Genomic DNA, 13,987 nt, shown 5'->3' on the forward strand with positions numbered 1-13,987 from the left:
AGGGAGTACCCATGCCGTCGTTCAAGATCGACCTTTCGACCGCCATCGTGTTCGTGGCGACTGCGCCGGAACCGAAGATGGCTAACAAGAAGACCGGTGAGCGGGCCATGGACCGGGACACCGGTGCGGGTCTGTCGACCGTGGGCCTGCTCGTCTCGGACGACGGGGAGGGCAACCTCTACCAGGTCACCATCGCGGAGACGGGGCTCCCCGAGGACCTGACGCCGGGGACGCCGGTGAAGGTCGTCGGCCTCAAGGCGCGGGACTGGGAGAACACCTTCAACGGTGAGAAGCGGCACGGCATCGCGTTCCGCGCGGTCGCGGTCACCCCGGCGGTCTGATCATGTCGGACCTGTCCGTGATCCTCGACGCTGCGTGCGTCGTCGCCGGGGCCGGCGGTCTCGGCTACGCGAAGGTTCGCGCGCCGCGCGTGTACTGGTCGCTGGTCGGGCTGCCGGTCACCTGGGGCCGGTTCACCCTCTCCTACCGCTCCACGATGGACGTGTGCGGGCTGACGGTCCAGCCGTCCCGCTTCCGGGCCTTCGTCACGCGGAACGTGGCGCGGCGTGAGGTGTTGCCGGTCCCGCCGAAGATCCGCCGGGTGCGGGGCACGTCGACGGGGCTGCGGGTGACGCTGCGGCTTCCCGCCGGCCTGGAACCGGCCGACCTGATGGCCGCCTCCGAGCGGCTGCGGCACGCCTGGGGCGTCCACTCGGTGACCATCGCCGAGACCAAGCCCGGATACGTCCAGCTCCGCATGACCGGCTACGACGTGCTGCGCCGCGTCCGGATGCCCCGCACGGCACGCCCTGAGGGCTTGGCCGTGCCGGTGGCGTTGCGTGAGGACGGGACCGCGTTCGTCCGTGACTACCGCAAGGTGCCCATGGCGCTGACGCTGGGTGCGAACAGCTCGGGCAAGTCCGTGTATCAGCGCAACCTGATCAAGGGCCTGGCCGAGCTGCCGGTGGCGCTGGTCGGGATCGACTGCAAGCGCGGCGTCGAGCAGTCCGCCTACGCGCCCCGCCTGTCGGCCCTGGTCACCACCCCGGACGAGGCCGCCGCCCTGCTGGACGTCCTGGTGGCGGAGATGGGGGAGCGGTTCGACCTGCTGAGCGGGCACGGGGTCTCGGACATGTGGGACCTGCCCGAAGAGTTACGGCCGGTGCCGGTGGTCGTCCTGGTGGACGAGGTGGCGGAATTGTTCCTGATCTCCTCCAAGAAGGACGAGGAACGCCGGGAGCGGATCGTCACCGCGTTGATCCGGCTGGCGCAGATGGCCCGCGCGGTCGGGATCTACCTGGAAGTGTGCGGGCAGCGCTTCGGCTCGGAGCTGGGCAGGGGCGCGACCATGCTCCGCGCGCAGCTCACCGGCCGTGTGGTGCACCGGGTCAACGACAAGCAGACCGCCGAAATGGGCTTGGCGGACGTGGCCCCGGACGCGGTGATGGCCGCCGGTTTGATCCCGGCGGAGCGTCCCGGAACGGCGGTCGCCGCCGACTCCTCCGGGGGCTGGGCGAAGATCCGCACCCCGCACACCTCCCGCGCCGAGGCAGCAACGGTCTGCCGCCGGTTCGCGCACCTCGTCCCGGCCCTTCCCGCGCTCGCCCCGTTCCGCCCGCACGTGCCCGTGGACGCGCCGGTTGCCGGTCCGTCGCTGGTCAAGCCGCGTCTGGTCACGGACTGAGAGGGGCGTACGTCATGGCTCCGCGTAAGAACGCCAAGTCGAAGCCGGTGCTGTGCCCGGACTGCGACGGCAGGGGCGAGACCAGCGAGACCGTCCAAGTCGGCGCCCGCAAGGGCCGCGCCACCGACAACCTTCAAGCCGCCCTGTGCCTGTCCTGCCTGGGTACCGGCGAAGCACCCGCGGACGGGGCGTGATCGCCGTGAACCGCTCGATTCGTCCCGATGCCGTCCTGATCCAGGCTGTGATCGCCGGGGCGTTGTCGTTCGCTCACCTGCACGACTTGGCGGCGGCGGCTGGGCAGTCCGGATGGAAGGCGTGGGCCTACCCGGTCTCGGTCGATCTGCTGCTGGTCGCCGCCTGGCGTCGGCTCCGTGCCGGCCGGGACCGCTCCTCATGGACCTGGTTCGCCATCGCCCTCACGGCCTCGCTCGGCGCGAACGTCGCCACCGCCGGGCTCCTCGACCTGCACGACGTGCCGGCCTGGCTGCGCATCCTGGTCGCCGGATGGCCCGCCCTCGCCTTCCTCGGCGGAACCCTCCTCGTCCACTCGCCCGTACCCGCCCCGGCCGCCGCCGAGCTGGAGCCGGACGAGGCAGACGAGGAACCGGCGCCGGAAGTCGAGATACGCCGCACCGACACCCCCGAACCGGCCGCCCCGGCTCCCGTCCCGGCGCCTGAACTGGCCCCGGCACCGCCCAAGCCACCAGCCGACACCCCGGTCGTTCCGCCGGCGCTCCTCGATCACGCCCGGTCGATCGCCGAGGCGCACCGCCGCAGCACGGGGGAGCCGATCACCGCAGACGCGCTGACCGCCCGGCTCGGCCTGCCCGCTCCCACCTGCGCAGCCATCGCCGCACAACTCCAACTCGCCTGATCAGAAAGGAGTCCCCGCCGTGCGCCCGAACCGCTTCTACAACGTGATCCGCATCGGCCCGGTCAAGGTCGGCACCTACAACAACGGCCGTGGCCAGACCCGGCACACCGCCGCGTGCACCGCCCCCGGCTGCGGCTTCTCCACCGACCACCGCGACCGCTCCGCCGCCGAACTCACCGCCCGCACCCACCGCTGCGACACCTGACAGGAGGAACCATCCCGTGCTCACCCCGAAGTACCCGCCCCCGGACACCCCGCCCACCCTCCCGGCCCCGACGCCTCCCGCCGACCACCCGCCGGCCACGGCTCCCGCCCCGGCCCCGGCCGCCCCGGTTCCGGCCTCGAACCGGCCCACCGTCCAGCTCACCCCCGGCACCGCGCTCGCCCTGGTCGGCGGCGGCACCGCCGTGGTCCTGGTCGTCGGCGCGGTCCTCGTCTCCCTGCTCCTGGCCGTCGCCATCACCGGCGTCTCAGTCGCCGTGGTCGCCGTCGTGGTCCGGCTCCTCGTCAAAGACCTGAACCGGGGGCGGTGACACAGATGGACACGCACCTGATCGCGGCGGGCTTACCGGCCCTGGGCTGGGCCGTCCACGGCGGGATGCTCCTGCGCCGACTGGCCACCGCCCGCCGCGACCCGCTCACCGGCCTGCACACCCGCGCCGGATGGACCACCCGCGCCGAACACCTCCTGAACCGGCACCGGGACGCGCTGGTCGTCCTGGTCGACCTGGACGACTTCAAGGCCGTCAACGACACCCACGGCCACGCCGCCGGGGACGCCGTCCTGGCCGCCACCGCCCGCCGCCTCACCGACTGGTGCGGACGCCACGGCATCGCCGCCCGCCTCGGCGGAGACGAGTTCGCCGCCATCGTCACCGACCCCACCCGCACCCCCGGCCCGGGCGTCCTGCGCACCGCGCTGGCCCGGCCCGTGCCGCATGCCGGCGGTCTGCTCCCGGTCTCGGCCTCGGTCGGCTGCTGCCACCGCACCGACCTGCCCGTCCCCACCCTGACCGATGCTCTGTCCGCCGCCGACATTGACATGTACGCGGCAAAAGGACACGGCCGGCGCAACACCCACCACTGATCCCGAGAGGAAGATCCATGGGCATCTTCAGCCGCAAGAACAACGACACCGCCCCGGCCAACCCGCAGATGGCCGAGATGGGCCGTGAGTTCGCCATCGCCCGCCGCCACGGTGACCGCAAGACCATGCGCCGCATCGGCCGCGAGTTCACCGACACCGCCCGCGGCGACGCCGACACCACCTCGTTCCAGCAGGGCCAGGAGGCATACGACGCCTTGCCCCCGGTCAACCCGCCGCGCCGCAGCCGCCGACGCTGACGGCCCCGGGGCGGCTCTCTCGCCAAAGAACTGCCGCCCCGGCGCCTGGCCCCCTCATCAGATCCAACGGACCCATAAGGGAAGCCCTATCATGCCCCAGCACACCCCGAGCCCGCGTGTCTGCCGCGACTGCGACGGCCACGCCTCGGCCATGGTCACCACCGGCACCCGCCACCCGGACGGCACCCGCGCCACCCTCCGCGTTCTCTGCCCGGCCTGCAAGGGCACCGGGCACCGCGTCCCCGCCGCCGGTCTCGCCCGCGTTGGACGGTGAGTGCCTTGTCCACCCTCGACCTCTTCGCCGGCCCCGGCGGCTGGTCCCAAGGGCTGCGCGCCCTCGGCCTGACGGATACCGGCATCGATACCGACCCCGCCGTCTGCGCCACCCGCACGGCCGCCGGACGCACCACCATCCACGCCGACGTCGCCGACCACCCCACCGCACCCTTGCGGGGGAAGGTGTCCGGGCTGATCGGGTCCCCGCCCTGCCAGACGTTCAGCGCCGCCGGCCTGCGCGCCGGGAACACCGACCTGCCCCTGTGCCACCAGGCATTGGACGACCTCGCCCACGGACACGACACCCGCGGTGAACTGCGCGCCGCCTGCACGGACACGCGGTCCCTGCTCGTCGTGGAACCCCTGCGCTACGCCCTGGACCTGCGACCCGACTGGATCGCCCTGGAAGAAGTCCCCGCGGTCCTGCCCCTGTTCGAGCACACCGCCCGCCTCTTGGCCGGCGTCGGCTACTCGACCTGGACCGGCGTCCTCAACGCGGCGGACTTCGGCCTGGCCCAGACCCGCCGCCGCGCCTTCCTGATCGCCTCCCGCACCCGCCCCGCCCTGCCGCCCGAACCCACCCACGCCGACGGCGGCACCCCCACCGACCTGTTCGGCGCCGGACTCCCGCCCTGGCGGACCATGCTCGACGTCCTGGGCTGCCCGCCCGCCCTCGTCGTCACCCGCGGGAACCACACCACCGGCGGCAGCACCTTCCCCACCACCGGCCCCTCCTGGGCGGTCACCGGCCGCGCCCGCTCCTGGATGCTCAAGGTCGGCAACCGGCCCACCGCGACCCGCCGCCGCCTCGACCAACCCGCCCCGACCCTGCTGTTCGGCAAAGCCCTCAACCACGTCTCCTGGATCGACTCCGACGGCACCCCCGTCCGCCGCCTGGGCGTCGAGGAAGCCGCCGTCCTTCAGGGTTTCCCCGCCGACTATCCGTGGGCCGGCTCGCGCACCAAGCAGTTCCAGCAGATCGGCAACGCCGTCCCCCCGCCCCTGGCCACCGCCGTCCTGCGCACCGTCGCCCCCGCCGCATTGGAGGTGGCCGCGTGAGCGACACCACCACCCCGGCGGGCCTGGACCCGGTCACCCTCAACGACCTGCTGAGGCTGGCCCGGTCCCCCGGCTTCGACCGCATCCAGGACCAGATCCGCCGCACCGGCGGCTGCACCGACCCCATCCGCCTCCACGGGTCCACCGTCACCCGCGACACCGTGACCGGCCACGTCCTGCACTCCTACTCCACCTCCACCGAACCCGGCGGCGTCCTACGCCTGGCGTGCGGCAACCGGCGGGCCTCCCGCTGCCCCGCCTGCGCCTGGACCTACGCCGGCGACACCTACCACCTCATCCGCGCCGGCCTCGTCGGCGACCCCGCCAAAGGCACCCCCGACACCATCCGGGACCACCCGCGGGTCTTCGCCACCCTCACCGCCCCCTCGTTCGGCCCGGTCCACAACCGACCCGGCAACCGGCCCTGCCGCTGCGGCACCCGCCACCCCGAGGACGCACCGGTGCTGGGCATCCCGCTCGACCCGGATACGTACGACTACGCGGGCGCGGTGCTGTGGAACAACCACGCCTCCGACCTGTGGCGCTACTTCACGATCTACCTCCGCCGTGAGATCGCCAAGCGCGCCGGCCTCACCCAGAAGGCCGCCCACGAACAGTCGCGGGTCTCCTTCGGCAAGGTCGCCGAGTACCAGAAGCGCGGCGCCGTCCACTTCCACGCCGTCATCCGCTTCGACGGCCCCGAAGGACCCGACAGTCCGCCGCCGGCCTGGGCCACCCTCGACCTCCTCACCGACTCCATCCACGCCGCTGCCGCCCGCGTCGCCGTCGACGTGCCTCCGTCCGGCCAGCAACCGGCCCGCACGCTGCGCTGGGGCACCCAGCTCGACGTACGCCCGATCCGCGCCTTCGGCGACGGCCAGGAGATCACCGAACAAGCCGTGGCCTCCTACGTCGCCAAGTACGCCACCAAAGCCGCCGAAACCACCGGCACCGTAGACCGCCGCATCGGCAACAAAGAAGCCCTCGAACTCCTCGAAGTTCCCGACCATCCGGCCCGGCTCATCGCGGCCTGCCTCGACCTGCACCCGATCTACCCGGACCGGAAGTTGCGGGACTGGGCGCACATGCTCGGCTTCCGCGGCCACTTCTCCACCAAGTCCCGCCGCTACTCCACCACCCTCGGCGCCCTGCGCCAGACCCGCGCCGACTACCGCGCCGCACAACAACGCCATGCCCTCGGCCTGCCCGACCCGGACGACGAGGAAGCAACCACCCTCACCCTCGCCCACTGGACCTACGCCGGCCACGGCCACACCCCCGGCGAATCCTGGCTCGCCGCCACCATCCGCCGCGACATCCAGCACAACCGCGAAACCGCCCGCGAAGAGCTACCCGCCCTTCTCGACCGGGAAGGAGCCGCCGCATGACCACCGCCATGCCTGACCTGTTGACCGTCCCGGAGGTCATGGAACGGCTCAACGTCGGCCGTACCAAGGTCCACGACCTGATCCGCACACGTCGGCTGGTGTCCATCAAGGTCGACGGCTGCCGCCGTATCCCCGCGGACGCGGTGCGCGCCTTCATCACGGGGCAGATCGGTGAGGCTGCCTGATGGCCAAGCGACGGCCCAACGGCGGGGGCACCATCGCCAAACGCAAGGACGGTCGCTACCAGGGCGCCGCGTACGTCACCGACACGGACGGCAACCGCGTCCGGAAGTACGTCTACGGCGCGACCTGGGACGAGGCCAACGAGAAGCTCGGCAAGCTTCAGGAGCAGGAGCGGAACGGCATCCCGGTGCCCTCGCGGGCCTGGACGGTCGGTGAGTGGCTGGCCTACTGGCTGGAGCACATCGTCAAGCCGGAACGGGAGCACAACACCTACGTCAAGTACGAGTCCAAGATCAGGCTGTACCTGCTGCCGCACCTGGCCAAGAAGCCGTTGACCAAGCTCACGCCGGCGCAGGTCCGTACGTTGATGGCCGCGCTGAAGCGTGAGGAGGTCGGGGCCGCCACCCGCTTCGAGGTGCTGCGGGTACTGCGCAACGCCCTCAACCGGGCCATCCGTGAGGAGATCCTGACGCGCAACGTCGCCCTCCTGGTGGACATGCCCAAGGTGAGCAAGGACAAGGGCAAGGCGTGGAGCGCGCGTGAGGCTGTCGCCTTCCTGCGGGCGTCCCGTGCCCACCGCCTCTACGCGGCCTGCGTCCTGGTCCTCGTGCTGGGGCTCCGCCGCAGTGAGGTCCTGGGCCTGCGCTGGCAGGACATCGACTTCGAGGCTCGCCACTTCACCCCGGTCAAGCAGGTGCAGCGCGTCAAGGGCGTCGGCCTGGTCCTCAAGGATCTCAAGACCGAGTCCTCACAGGCGGTGCTTCCCCTCCCCGAGTTCTGCGCCCGCGCCCTGGAGGAACGGCGGGAGCTGCAAGAGCTGGAACAGAAGATCGCCGGTGAGCACTGGTCGCAGGAACCGGGCCATGACCTGATCTTCTCCTCGGAGCGCGGCGGCATGATCGACCCGGTGGGCTTCTCCCGGACCTTCGACCGCCTCGTGAAGCGCGCCGGCGTCCGACGCATCACGGTCCGGCTCGCCCGGCACACCTGCGGCACCCTGCTCGCCTTCCTGAAGGTGCACCCCAAGGTCGCCCAAGCCATCCTGCGGCACAGCCAGATCAGCATGACCATGGACGTCTACACCCACGTGGTGGGCGACGACGAGCGGGACGCGGTCGCGCTCCTCGCGGAACTTCTGGAAGACCCGCTCATCGGTTGATGTCAGCCGTGGATGTCAAAGACCCCCAGCCGGTACCGGCTGGGGGTCTTCGTGCTGGTGGGGCTAACAGGATTTGAACCTGTGGCCTCATCCTTATCAGGGATGCGCTCTAACCAACTGAGCTATAGCCCCGCCGCGCTCTGCGGTGTATGTCCCGCGCGCTGACTCCTGAAGATTAGCGCACGAGGGCGGCAGTCCCAAAATCGGTTGTCCAGGAGGCGTACCCGGGCCGTCGGCCCAGGTCACGAGCGCCGTCGCTCACTCGTCCTCGGCGAGCGTCAGCTCGATGCCGCCGACGAAGCCGGCCGAGAGGTTGTAGATGAACGCGCCGAGCGTCGCCAGCGCCGTCGCCAGGACGACGTCGATGACCGCGATGATCACCGCGAACATCAGGACGTGCGGCAGGGACAGGAAGGACTGCAGGTCGAAGCCGTTCGAGTCGTTCGAGCCGGTCGCCTCCGAGATCGTCCCGCCGACCGTCGAGAACACGCCCATCGCGTTCATGACCATCCACAGCACGGCCGCCGCGACGACCGTGCAGATGCCCAGCGCGATGGAGAGCAGGAAGCTGACCTTCATCACCGACCAGGGGTCGGCCTTGGCCACCCGCAGCCGGGCCTTGCGGGTGCGCGGCGTGGTCCGGGCGCCGGTGCGCGGCCGCCGCATGGAGCCGGAGCGGTCCGCGGCCCCGCCGCCGGCCTGGTAGGCCTGCGGCGGGTGGTACGGCTCCGCCGGCTGCTGCGGCTGCCGCTCGCCCGGCAGCGGCGAGCCGGGCCGGCCGCCCGCTCCCGGCTGGGCCTGGCGGCCTCGGGTGTCCGTCACCGTTCCCCCCTGGGGTCCATGAGAGTCGGGCGAGTGCTGATCCCCGGCCGACGGCTTGATCGGCTTCAGATTGGTCGTGTGCGGGTCGGCCGCACGCGCGGCGGAGCCACGGCCGCCGTCCGATTCCGTACCAGTGGAGGTACCGGCCGATCCGGCGCCCGTGGCTCCGCTCACGATGACTCTCTCCTCGTGCTACTCGGCCGAGGGCGCCTCGCCCTCGTCCGTGACCTCCGGCGCGACGCCGTCGGCGGTCTCGTCCACGGCCACGTCGCCGTCGACTTCCTCCGCCTCGCGTCCCGCCTCGGCGTTACGTGCGATGCCGACCACGGCATCGCGCTTGCCCAGGTTGATCAGTTGGACGCCCATGGTGTCACGGCCCGTCTCCCTGACCTCGTTGACTCGCGTACGAATCACACCGCCCGAGAGTGTGATGGCGAGGATCTCGTCGGTCTCCTCGACCACCAGCGCGCCGACCAGCGAACCGCGGTCCTCCACGATCTTGGCGGCCTTGATGCCGAGGCCGCCGCGACCCTGGACGCGGTACTCGTCGACCCGGGTCCGCTTGGCGTACCCACCGTCAGTGGCAGTGAACACGAACGTACCGGGTCGCACCACATTCATCGAGAGGAGTTGGTCCTCCTCGCGGAAGCTCATCCCCTTGACGCCCGAGGTGGCACGGCCCATCGGGCGCAGCGTGTCGTCCGAGGCGGTGAACCTGATGGACTGGGCCTTCTTGCTGATCAGGAGCAGATCGTCGTCGGCCGAGACCAGCTCCGCGCCGATCAGCTCGTCGTCGCTGCCGTCCTCCCGCTCGCGCAGGTTGATCGCGATCACACCGCCGGAGCGGGGCGAATCGTAATCCTTCAGCGGCGTCTTCTTGACCAGGCCGGCCTTGGTGCCGAGCACCAGGTACGGCGTGGCCTCGTAGTCGCGGATGGCGAGGATCTGGGCGATCGCCTCGTCCGGCTGGAAGGCCAGCAGGTTGGCGACGTGCTGGCCGCGCGCGTCCCGGCCGGCGTCGGGCAGCTCGTAGGCCTTGGCCCGGTAGACCCGGCCCTTGTTGGTGAAGAACAGCAGCCAGTGGTGCGTGGTGGAGACGAAGAAGTGGTCGACGATGTCGTCTTCCTTCAGCTTCGCGCCGCGCACGCCCTTGCCGCCGCGCTTCTGGGCGCGGTAGTCGTCGGCCTTGGTCCGCTTGATGTAGCCGCCGCGGGTGACCGTGACGACGATGTCCTCCTCGGCGATCAGGTCCTCGATGGACATGTCGCCCTCGTAGGGGATCAGCTTCGTCTTGCGGTCGTCGCCGTACTTCTCGACGATCGCGGCCAGCTCGGCGCTGACGATGCCCCGCTGGCGGACCGGGGAGGCGAGGATCTGGGTGTACTCGTTGATCTTCGCCTGGAGTTCGTCGTGCTCTTGGACGATCTTCTGGCGCTCCAGGGCGGCCAGGCGGCGCAGCTGCATCTCCAGGATGGCGTTCGCCTGGATCTCGTCGATCTCCAGCAGGCCCATCAGGCCGCCGCGCGCGATCTCGACGGTCTCACTGCGCCGGATCAGCGCGATGACCTCGTCGATGGCGTCCAGGGCCTTGAGCAGGCCGCGCAGGATGTGGGCGCGCTCCTCGGCCTTGCGCAGCCGGAACCGGGTCCGGCGCACGATGACCTCGATCTGGTGCGTCACCCAGTGGCGGATGAACGCGTCCAGGGAGAGGGTGCGCGGCACGCCGTCGACCAGCGCCAGCATGTTGGCGCCGAAGTTGGTCTGGAGGTCGGTGTGCTTGTAGAGGTTGTTCAGGACGACCTTGGCGACGGCGTCCCGCTTGAGGACGATCACCAGGCGCTGGCCGGTGCGCGAGGAGGTCTCGTCGCGGACGTCGGCGATGCCGCCGATCTTGCCGTCCTTCACCAGGTCGGCGATCTTCTGCGCGAGGTTGTCCGGGTTGACCTGGTAGGGCAGCTCGGTGACCACCAGGCACTGGCGGTTCTGGATCTCCTCGACCTCGACGACCGCGCGCATCGTGATGGAGCCGCGGCCGGTGCGGTACGCCTCCTCGATGCCCTTGCGGCCCACGACCAGCGCGCCGGTCGGGAAGTCGGGGCCCTTGATGCGCTCGATGAGCGCCTCCAGGAGGTCCTCGTGCGAGGCCTCCGGGTTCTCCAGGTACCACTGGGCGCCGGCGGCGACCTCGCGCAGGTTGTGCGGCGGGATGTTGGTCGCCATGCCGACCGCGATGCCGGCCGAGCCGTTGATCAGCAGGTTCGGGAAGCGGGCCGGCAGGACGGTCGGCTCCTGGGAGCGGCCGTCGTAGTTGTCCGTGAAGTCGACGGTCTCCTCGTCGATGTCGCGGACCATCTCCATGGACAGCGGGGCGAGCTTGCACTCGGTGTACCGCATGGCCGCCGCCGGGTCGTTGCCCGGGGAGCCGAAGTTGCCGTTGGAGTCCACCAGCGGCATCCGCATCGACCACGGCTGGGCGAGGCGCACCAGGGCGTCGTAGATCGAGGAGTCGCCGTGCGGGTGGTAGTTGCCCATGACGTCGCCGACGACGCGGGCGCACTTGTAGAAGCCGCGCTCGGGCCGGTAGCCGCCGTCGTACATGGCATACAGCACGCGGCGGTGGACGGGCTTGAGACCGTCCCGCACGTCCGGCAGCGCACGCGAGACGATGACGGACATCGCGTAGTCGAGGTACGAGCGCTGCATCTCCGTCTCGAGCCCGACGGGCTCGACACGCAGGACGAGTTCGCCGCCCTGCTCAGGGGTGACTGGAGTGTTCTCGTCGGCCATTGCTGGTGAGGATCCTTCCTGGTGCGGTCAGCTGAGACCGACTCAGATGTCGAGGAAGCGGACGTCCTTGGCGTTGCGCTGGATGAACTGGCGCCGGGCCTCGACGTCCTCGCCCATCAGGACCGAGAACAGGTCGTCGGCCTGGGCGGCGTCGTCCAGGGTGACCTGACCGAGGACGCGGTGCTCCTGGTCCATGGTGGTCACGCGCAGTTCCTCGGCGTTCATCTCGCCGAGACCCTTGAAGCGCTGGATCGAGTCCTCGCGGATCCGCTTGCCGCGCTGGCGGCCCATCTCGATCAGCGCGTCGCGCTCGCGGTCCGAGTAGGCGTACTCGATGTCGTCCCGGCCCCACTTGATCTTGTAGAGCGGGGGGCGGGAGAGGTACACGTGCCCGGCCTCGACCAGCGGCCGCATGAAGCGGAACAGGAAGGTCAGCAGCAGCGTGCTGATGTGCTGGCCGTCGACGTCGGCGTCCGCCATCAGGATGATCTTGTGATAGCGGAGCTTCTCGATGTCGAAGTCCTCGTGCACGCCGGTGCCGAACGCGGAGATCAGCGCCTGGATCTCCTGGTTCTGCAGGATCTTGTCGATCCTGGCCTTCTCGACGTTGAGGATCTTGCCGCGGATCGGGAGGATCGCCTGGTACTCCGGGTTGCGGCCGGACTTGGCCGAGCCGCCGGCGGAGTCGCCCTCGACGATGAAGATCTCGCACTTGGTGGGGTCGTTCGACTGGCAGTCGGAGAGCTTGCCCGGCAGGGAGGCCGACTCCAGCAGGCCCTTGCGACGGGTGAGGTCGCGGGCCTTGCGGGCCGCGACGCGCGCGGTGGCCGCCTGGATGCCCTTGCGGATGATGTCCGCCGCCTCGACCGGGTTGCGGTCCAGCCAGTCGTTCAGGTGTTCGTAGACGGCCCGCTGGACGAAGGTCTTCGCCTCCGTGTTGCCCAGCTTGGTCTTGGTCTGGCCCTCGAACTGCGGCTCGCTCAGCTTGACCGAGATGATCGCGGTCAGACCCTCGCGGATGTCGTCGCCCGTGAGGTTGTCGTCCTTGTCGCGCAGCAGCTTCTTGTCGCGCGCGTACTTGTTGATCAGGCTGGTGAGGGCCGCGCGGAAGCCCTCTTCGTGGGTGCCGCCCTCGTGGGTGTGGATGATGTTCGCGAAGGAGTACACGCCCTCGCTGTAACCACCGTTCCACTGCATCGCGACCTCGAGGGACAGACTCTTGTCCCGGTCCTCCGCCTCCAGGTCGATGACGGTGGGGTGCACCACGTCTCCCTTGCGGGAGTTGAGGTACTTCACGAAGTCGACGATGCCGCCCTCGTAGTGGTACGTGACGGACTTGACCTCGTCCTTCTCGTCGGCGCCCGCCTCGTCCGCCCCGGCGGTGGCCTTCGCCGAATCGCGCTCGTCGGTGAGCCGGATAGTCAGGCCCTTGTTGAGGAACGCCATCTCCTGGAAGCGCCGCGACAGCGTCTCGAAGGAGTACTCGGTGGTCTCGAAGATGTCCGGGTCGGCCCAGAAGGTGACCGAGGTGCCGGTCTCGGCGATCTCCTCGTGCTGCGCGAGCGGGGCCGTCGGGACGCCCATCTTGTAGTCCTGCGTCCAGCGGTGGCCGTCGGTGCGGACCTCGACGGAGACCTTCGAGGACAGCGCGTTCACCACCGAGACGCCCACGCCGTGCAGACCGCCGGAGACCGCGTAGCCGCCGCCGCCGAACTTGCCGCCCGCGTGCAGCACCGTCAGCACGACCTCCAGGGCCGGCTTACCCTCGGAGGGAACGATGCCCACCGGGATGCCGCGGCCGTTGTCGACGACGCGGACCCCGCCGTCGGCGAGGATCGTCACGTCGATCGTGTCCGCGTGGCCGGCCAGCGCCTCGTCGACGGAGTTGTCGACGACCTCGTACACGAGGTGGTGCAGACCTCGCTCGCCGGTCGAGCCGATGTACATACCGGGTCGCTTGCGGACCGCGTCCAGACCCTCGAGGACGGTGATGGCGCTGGCGTCGTACGAGGCCGTGACCTCACCACTGGAGGAGGCGGCGGCACCGTTCTCGCCGGCGTCGGTGGACGGGATGTTCTCGTTGGGGTTGCCGGAATCGGCCACGAAGCGCCCTTTCTGGCACAGCACGAGCCATGCTCGGCGGCGGGTTGCCGGAGCGGCTGCGGCATGTTGCGTTGGTAAGCCTTGATCAGCCTTGATCAGCGTTGCTCAGCTTTTCCCGGACGGTCCCCACGTTCGGGGCGGGATTGTCTTCCAGTCTACCGGTAGCGCCGACAGTGATGGGGGTTTGCGGGTACCTGAGTCCGCATGTGCCGCCCTGAACCGGTCTCGGCCGGGTCCCGATATGCGGAAGGGGGCTCAAAGAGGCTCACAGCGGCACTCAGCGCTTCCGGCCGTCAACCCTTCGCTAC

The 13,987-nt window shown here is 70.3% G+C and carries 16 protein-coding genes and 1 tRNA gene; 13 read left to right on the forward strand and 4 right to left on the reverse strand.

The window, feature by feature from the left end:
• Positions 1 to 11: 11 nt before the first annotated feature.
• The 13 genes from ABEB07_RS07150 to ABEB07_RS07210 all read left to right on the forward strand — a co-directional run bounded on the left by ABEB07_RS07150 (position 12) and on the right by ABEB07_RS07210 (position 7,967).
• A complete protein-coding gene (locus ABEB07_RS07150) occupies positions 12 to 341 on the forward strand; it encodes an SCO3933 family regulatory protein (RefSeq protein ID WP_345667478.1) in 330 nt (109 codons plus the stop codon).
• A gap of 2 nt (positions 342 to 343) precedes the next feature.
• The gene (locus ABEB07_RS07155; RefSeq protein WP_345667479.1) at positions 344 to 1,684 is read left to right on the forward strand and encodes an FtsK/SpoIIIE domain-containing protein; all 1,341 of its coding nucleotides are present in this window, start codon (positions 344 to 346) and stop codon (positions 1,682 to 1,684) included.
• 14 nt (positions 1,685 to 1,698) lie between these two features.
• Positions 1,699 to 1,878, forward strand: a complete 180-nt coding sequence (locus ABEB07_RS07160; RefSeq protein ID WP_345667480.1) for a hypothetical protein — start codon at positions 1,699 to 1,701, stop codon at positions 1,876 to 1,878.
• A gap of 5 nt (positions 1,879 to 1,883) precedes the next feature.
• Positions 1,884 to 2,558, forward strand: coding sequence for a DUF2637 domain-containing protein (locus tag ABEB07_RS07165; RefSeq protein WP_345667583.1), 675 nt, complete (start codon positions 1,884 to 1,886; stop codon positions 2,556 to 2,558).
• Between the two features lie 19 nt (positions 2,559 to 2,577).
• Entirely contained in the window at positions 2,578 to 2,763 is a 186-nt protein-coding gene (locus ABEB07_RS07170; protein ID WP_164582488.1) for a mobile element transfer protein, read from the forward strand.
• Positions 2,764 to 2,779: 16 nt separating this feature from the next.
• The gene (locus ABEB07_RS07175; protein WP_345667481.1) at positions 2,780 to 3,091 is read left to right on the forward strand and encodes a SpdD protein; all 312 of its coding nucleotides are present in this window, start codon (positions 2,780 to 2,782) and stop codon (positions 3,089 to 3,091) included.
• Positions 3,092 to 3,096: 5 nt separating this feature from the next.
• Positions 3,097 to 3,645 (forward strand): GGDEF domain-containing protein, encoded by a 549-nt coding sequence (locus ABEB07_RS07180; protein ID WP_345667483.1) that lies wholly within the window; start codon positions 3,097 to 3,099, stop codon positions 3,643 to 3,645.
• A gap of 17 nt (positions 3,646 to 3,662) precedes the next feature.
• Positions 3,663 to 3,902, forward strand: coding sequence for a hypothetical protein (locus ABEB07_RS07185; RefSeq protein ID WP_345667485.1), 240 nt, complete (start codon positions 3,663 to 3,665; stop codon positions 3,900 to 3,902).
• 91 nt (positions 3,903 to 3,993) lie between these two features.
• A complete protein-coding gene (locus ABEB07_RS07190; RefSeq protein WP_345667486.1) occupies positions 3,994 to 4,176 on the forward strand; it encodes a hypothetical protein in 183 nt (60 codons plus the stop codon).
• The gene (locus ABEB07_RS07195) at positions 4,173 to 5,237 is read left to right on the forward strand and encodes a DNA cytosine methyltransferase (protein WP_425588968.1); all 1,065 of its coding nucleotides are present in this window, start codon (positions 4,173 to 4,175) and stop codon (positions 5,235 to 5,237) included. Before ABEB07_RS07190 ends, ABEB07_RS07195 begins: the two co-directional genes overlap by 4 nt.
• Positions 5,234 to 6,625, forward strand: a complete 1,392-nt coding sequence (gene repSA / locus ABEB07_RS07200; protein ID WP_345667488.1) for a replication initiator protein RepSA — start codon at positions 5,234 to 5,236, stop codon at positions 6,623 to 6,625. Before ABEB07_RS07195 ends, repSA begins: the two co-directional genes overlap by 4 nt.
• Positions 6,622 to 6,810 carry a helix-turn-helix domain-containing protein gene (locus ABEB07_RS07205; protein ID WP_345667489.1) on the forward strand — a complete coding sequence of 63 codons (189 nt, stop codon included), beginning with the start codon at positions 6,622 to 6,624 and terminating at the stop codon, positions 6,808 to 6,810. Before repSA ends, ABEB07_RS07205 begins: the two co-directional genes overlap by 4 nt.
• On the forward strand, positions 6,810 to 7,967 hold the full coding sequence (locus ABEB07_RS07210; RefSeq protein ID WP_345667490.1) for a tyrosine-type recombinase/integrase: 1,158 nt from the start codon (positions 6,810 to 6,812) through the stop codon (positions 7,965 to 7,967). The genes ABEB07_RS07205 and ABEB07_RS07210 overlap by 1 nt, the downstream gene beginning before the upstream one ends.
• Positions 7,968 to 8,022: 55 nt before the next feature.
• On the opposite strand, the gene ABEB07_RS07215 is transcribed toward ABEB07_RS07210, so the two are convergent.
• From ABEB07_RS07215 to gyrB, 4 genes are all read right to left on the reverse strand, one after another.
• Positions 8,023 to 8,099, reverse strand: a tRNA-Ile gene (locus ABEB07_RS07215).
• Positions 8,100 to 8,225: 126 nt separating this feature from the next.
• On the reverse strand, positions 8,226 to 8,963 hold the full coding sequence (locus ABEB07_RS07220) for a DUF3566 domain-containing protein (protein ID WP_176149726.1): 738 nt from the start codon (positions 8,961 to 8,963) through the stop codon (positions 8,226 to 8,228).
• An 18-nt stretch (positions 8,964 to 8,981) separates the two neighbouring features.
• Positions 8,982 to 11,576: a DNA gyrase subunit A gene (gene gyrA, locus ABEB07_RS07225; RefSeq protein ID WP_176149725.1), complete on the reverse strand. Its 2,595-nt coding sequence runs from the start codon at positions 11,574 to 11,576 to the stop codon at positions 8,982 to 8,984.
• A 42-nt stretch (positions 11,577 to 11,618) separates the two neighbouring features.
• Positions 11,619 to 13,703, reverse strand: a complete 2,085-nt coding sequence (gene gyrB / locus ABEB07_RS07230) for a DNA topoisomerase (ATP-hydrolyzing) subunit B (protein ID WP_345667492.1) — start codon at positions 13,701 to 13,703, stop codon at positions 11,619 to 11,621.
• Between the last annotated feature and the right edge of the window lie 284 nt (positions 13,704 to 13,987).

The sequence above is a fragment of the Streptomyces similanensis genome, assembly GCF_039543625.1.
In the GTDB taxonomy this organism is placed as follows: domain Bacteria; phylum Actinomycetota; class Actinomycetes; order Streptomycetales; family Streptomycetaceae; genus Streptomyces; species Streptomyces similanensis.

Bases quoted from the DNA above. Each gene is read 5' to 3' on its own strand.
- ABEB07_RS07190 (WP_345667486.1), top strand. From the start codon at position 3,994: ATGCCCCAGCACACCCCGAGCCCGCGTGTCTGCCGCGACTGCGACGGC.
- ABEB07_RS07205 (WP_345667489.1), top strand. From the start codon at position 6,622: ATGACCACCGCCATGCCTGACCTGTTGACCGTCCCGGAGGTCATGGAA.
- gyrA (WP_176149725.1), bottom strand. From the start codon at position 11,576: ATGGCCGACGAGAACACTCCAGTCACCCCTGAGCAGGGCGGCGAACTC.
- ABEB07_RS07155 (WP_345667479.1), top strand. From the start codon at position 344: ATGTCGGACCTGTCCGTGATCCTCGACGCTGCGTGCGTCGTCGCCGGG.
- ABEB07_RS07150 (WP_345667478.1), top strand. From the start codon at position 12: ATGCCGTCGTTCAAGATCGACCTTTCGACCGCCATCGTGTTCGTGGCG.
- ABEB07_RS07210 (WP_345667490.1), top strand. From the start codon at position 6,810: ATGGCCAAGCGACGGCCCAACGGCGGGGGCACCATCGCCAAACGCAAG.
- ABEB07_RS07160 (WP_345667480.1), top strand. From the start codon at position 1,699: ATGGCTCCGCGTAAGAACGCCAAGTCGAAGCCGGTGCTGTGCCCGGAC.
- ABEB07_RS07180 (WP_345667483.1), top strand. From the start codon at position 3,097: ATGGACACGCACCTGATCGCGGCGGGCTTACCGGCCCTGGGCTGGGCC.
- ABEB07_RS07185 (WP_345667485.1), top strand. From the start codon at position 3,663: ATGGGCATCTTCAGCCGCAAGAACAACGACACCGCCCCGGCCAACCCG.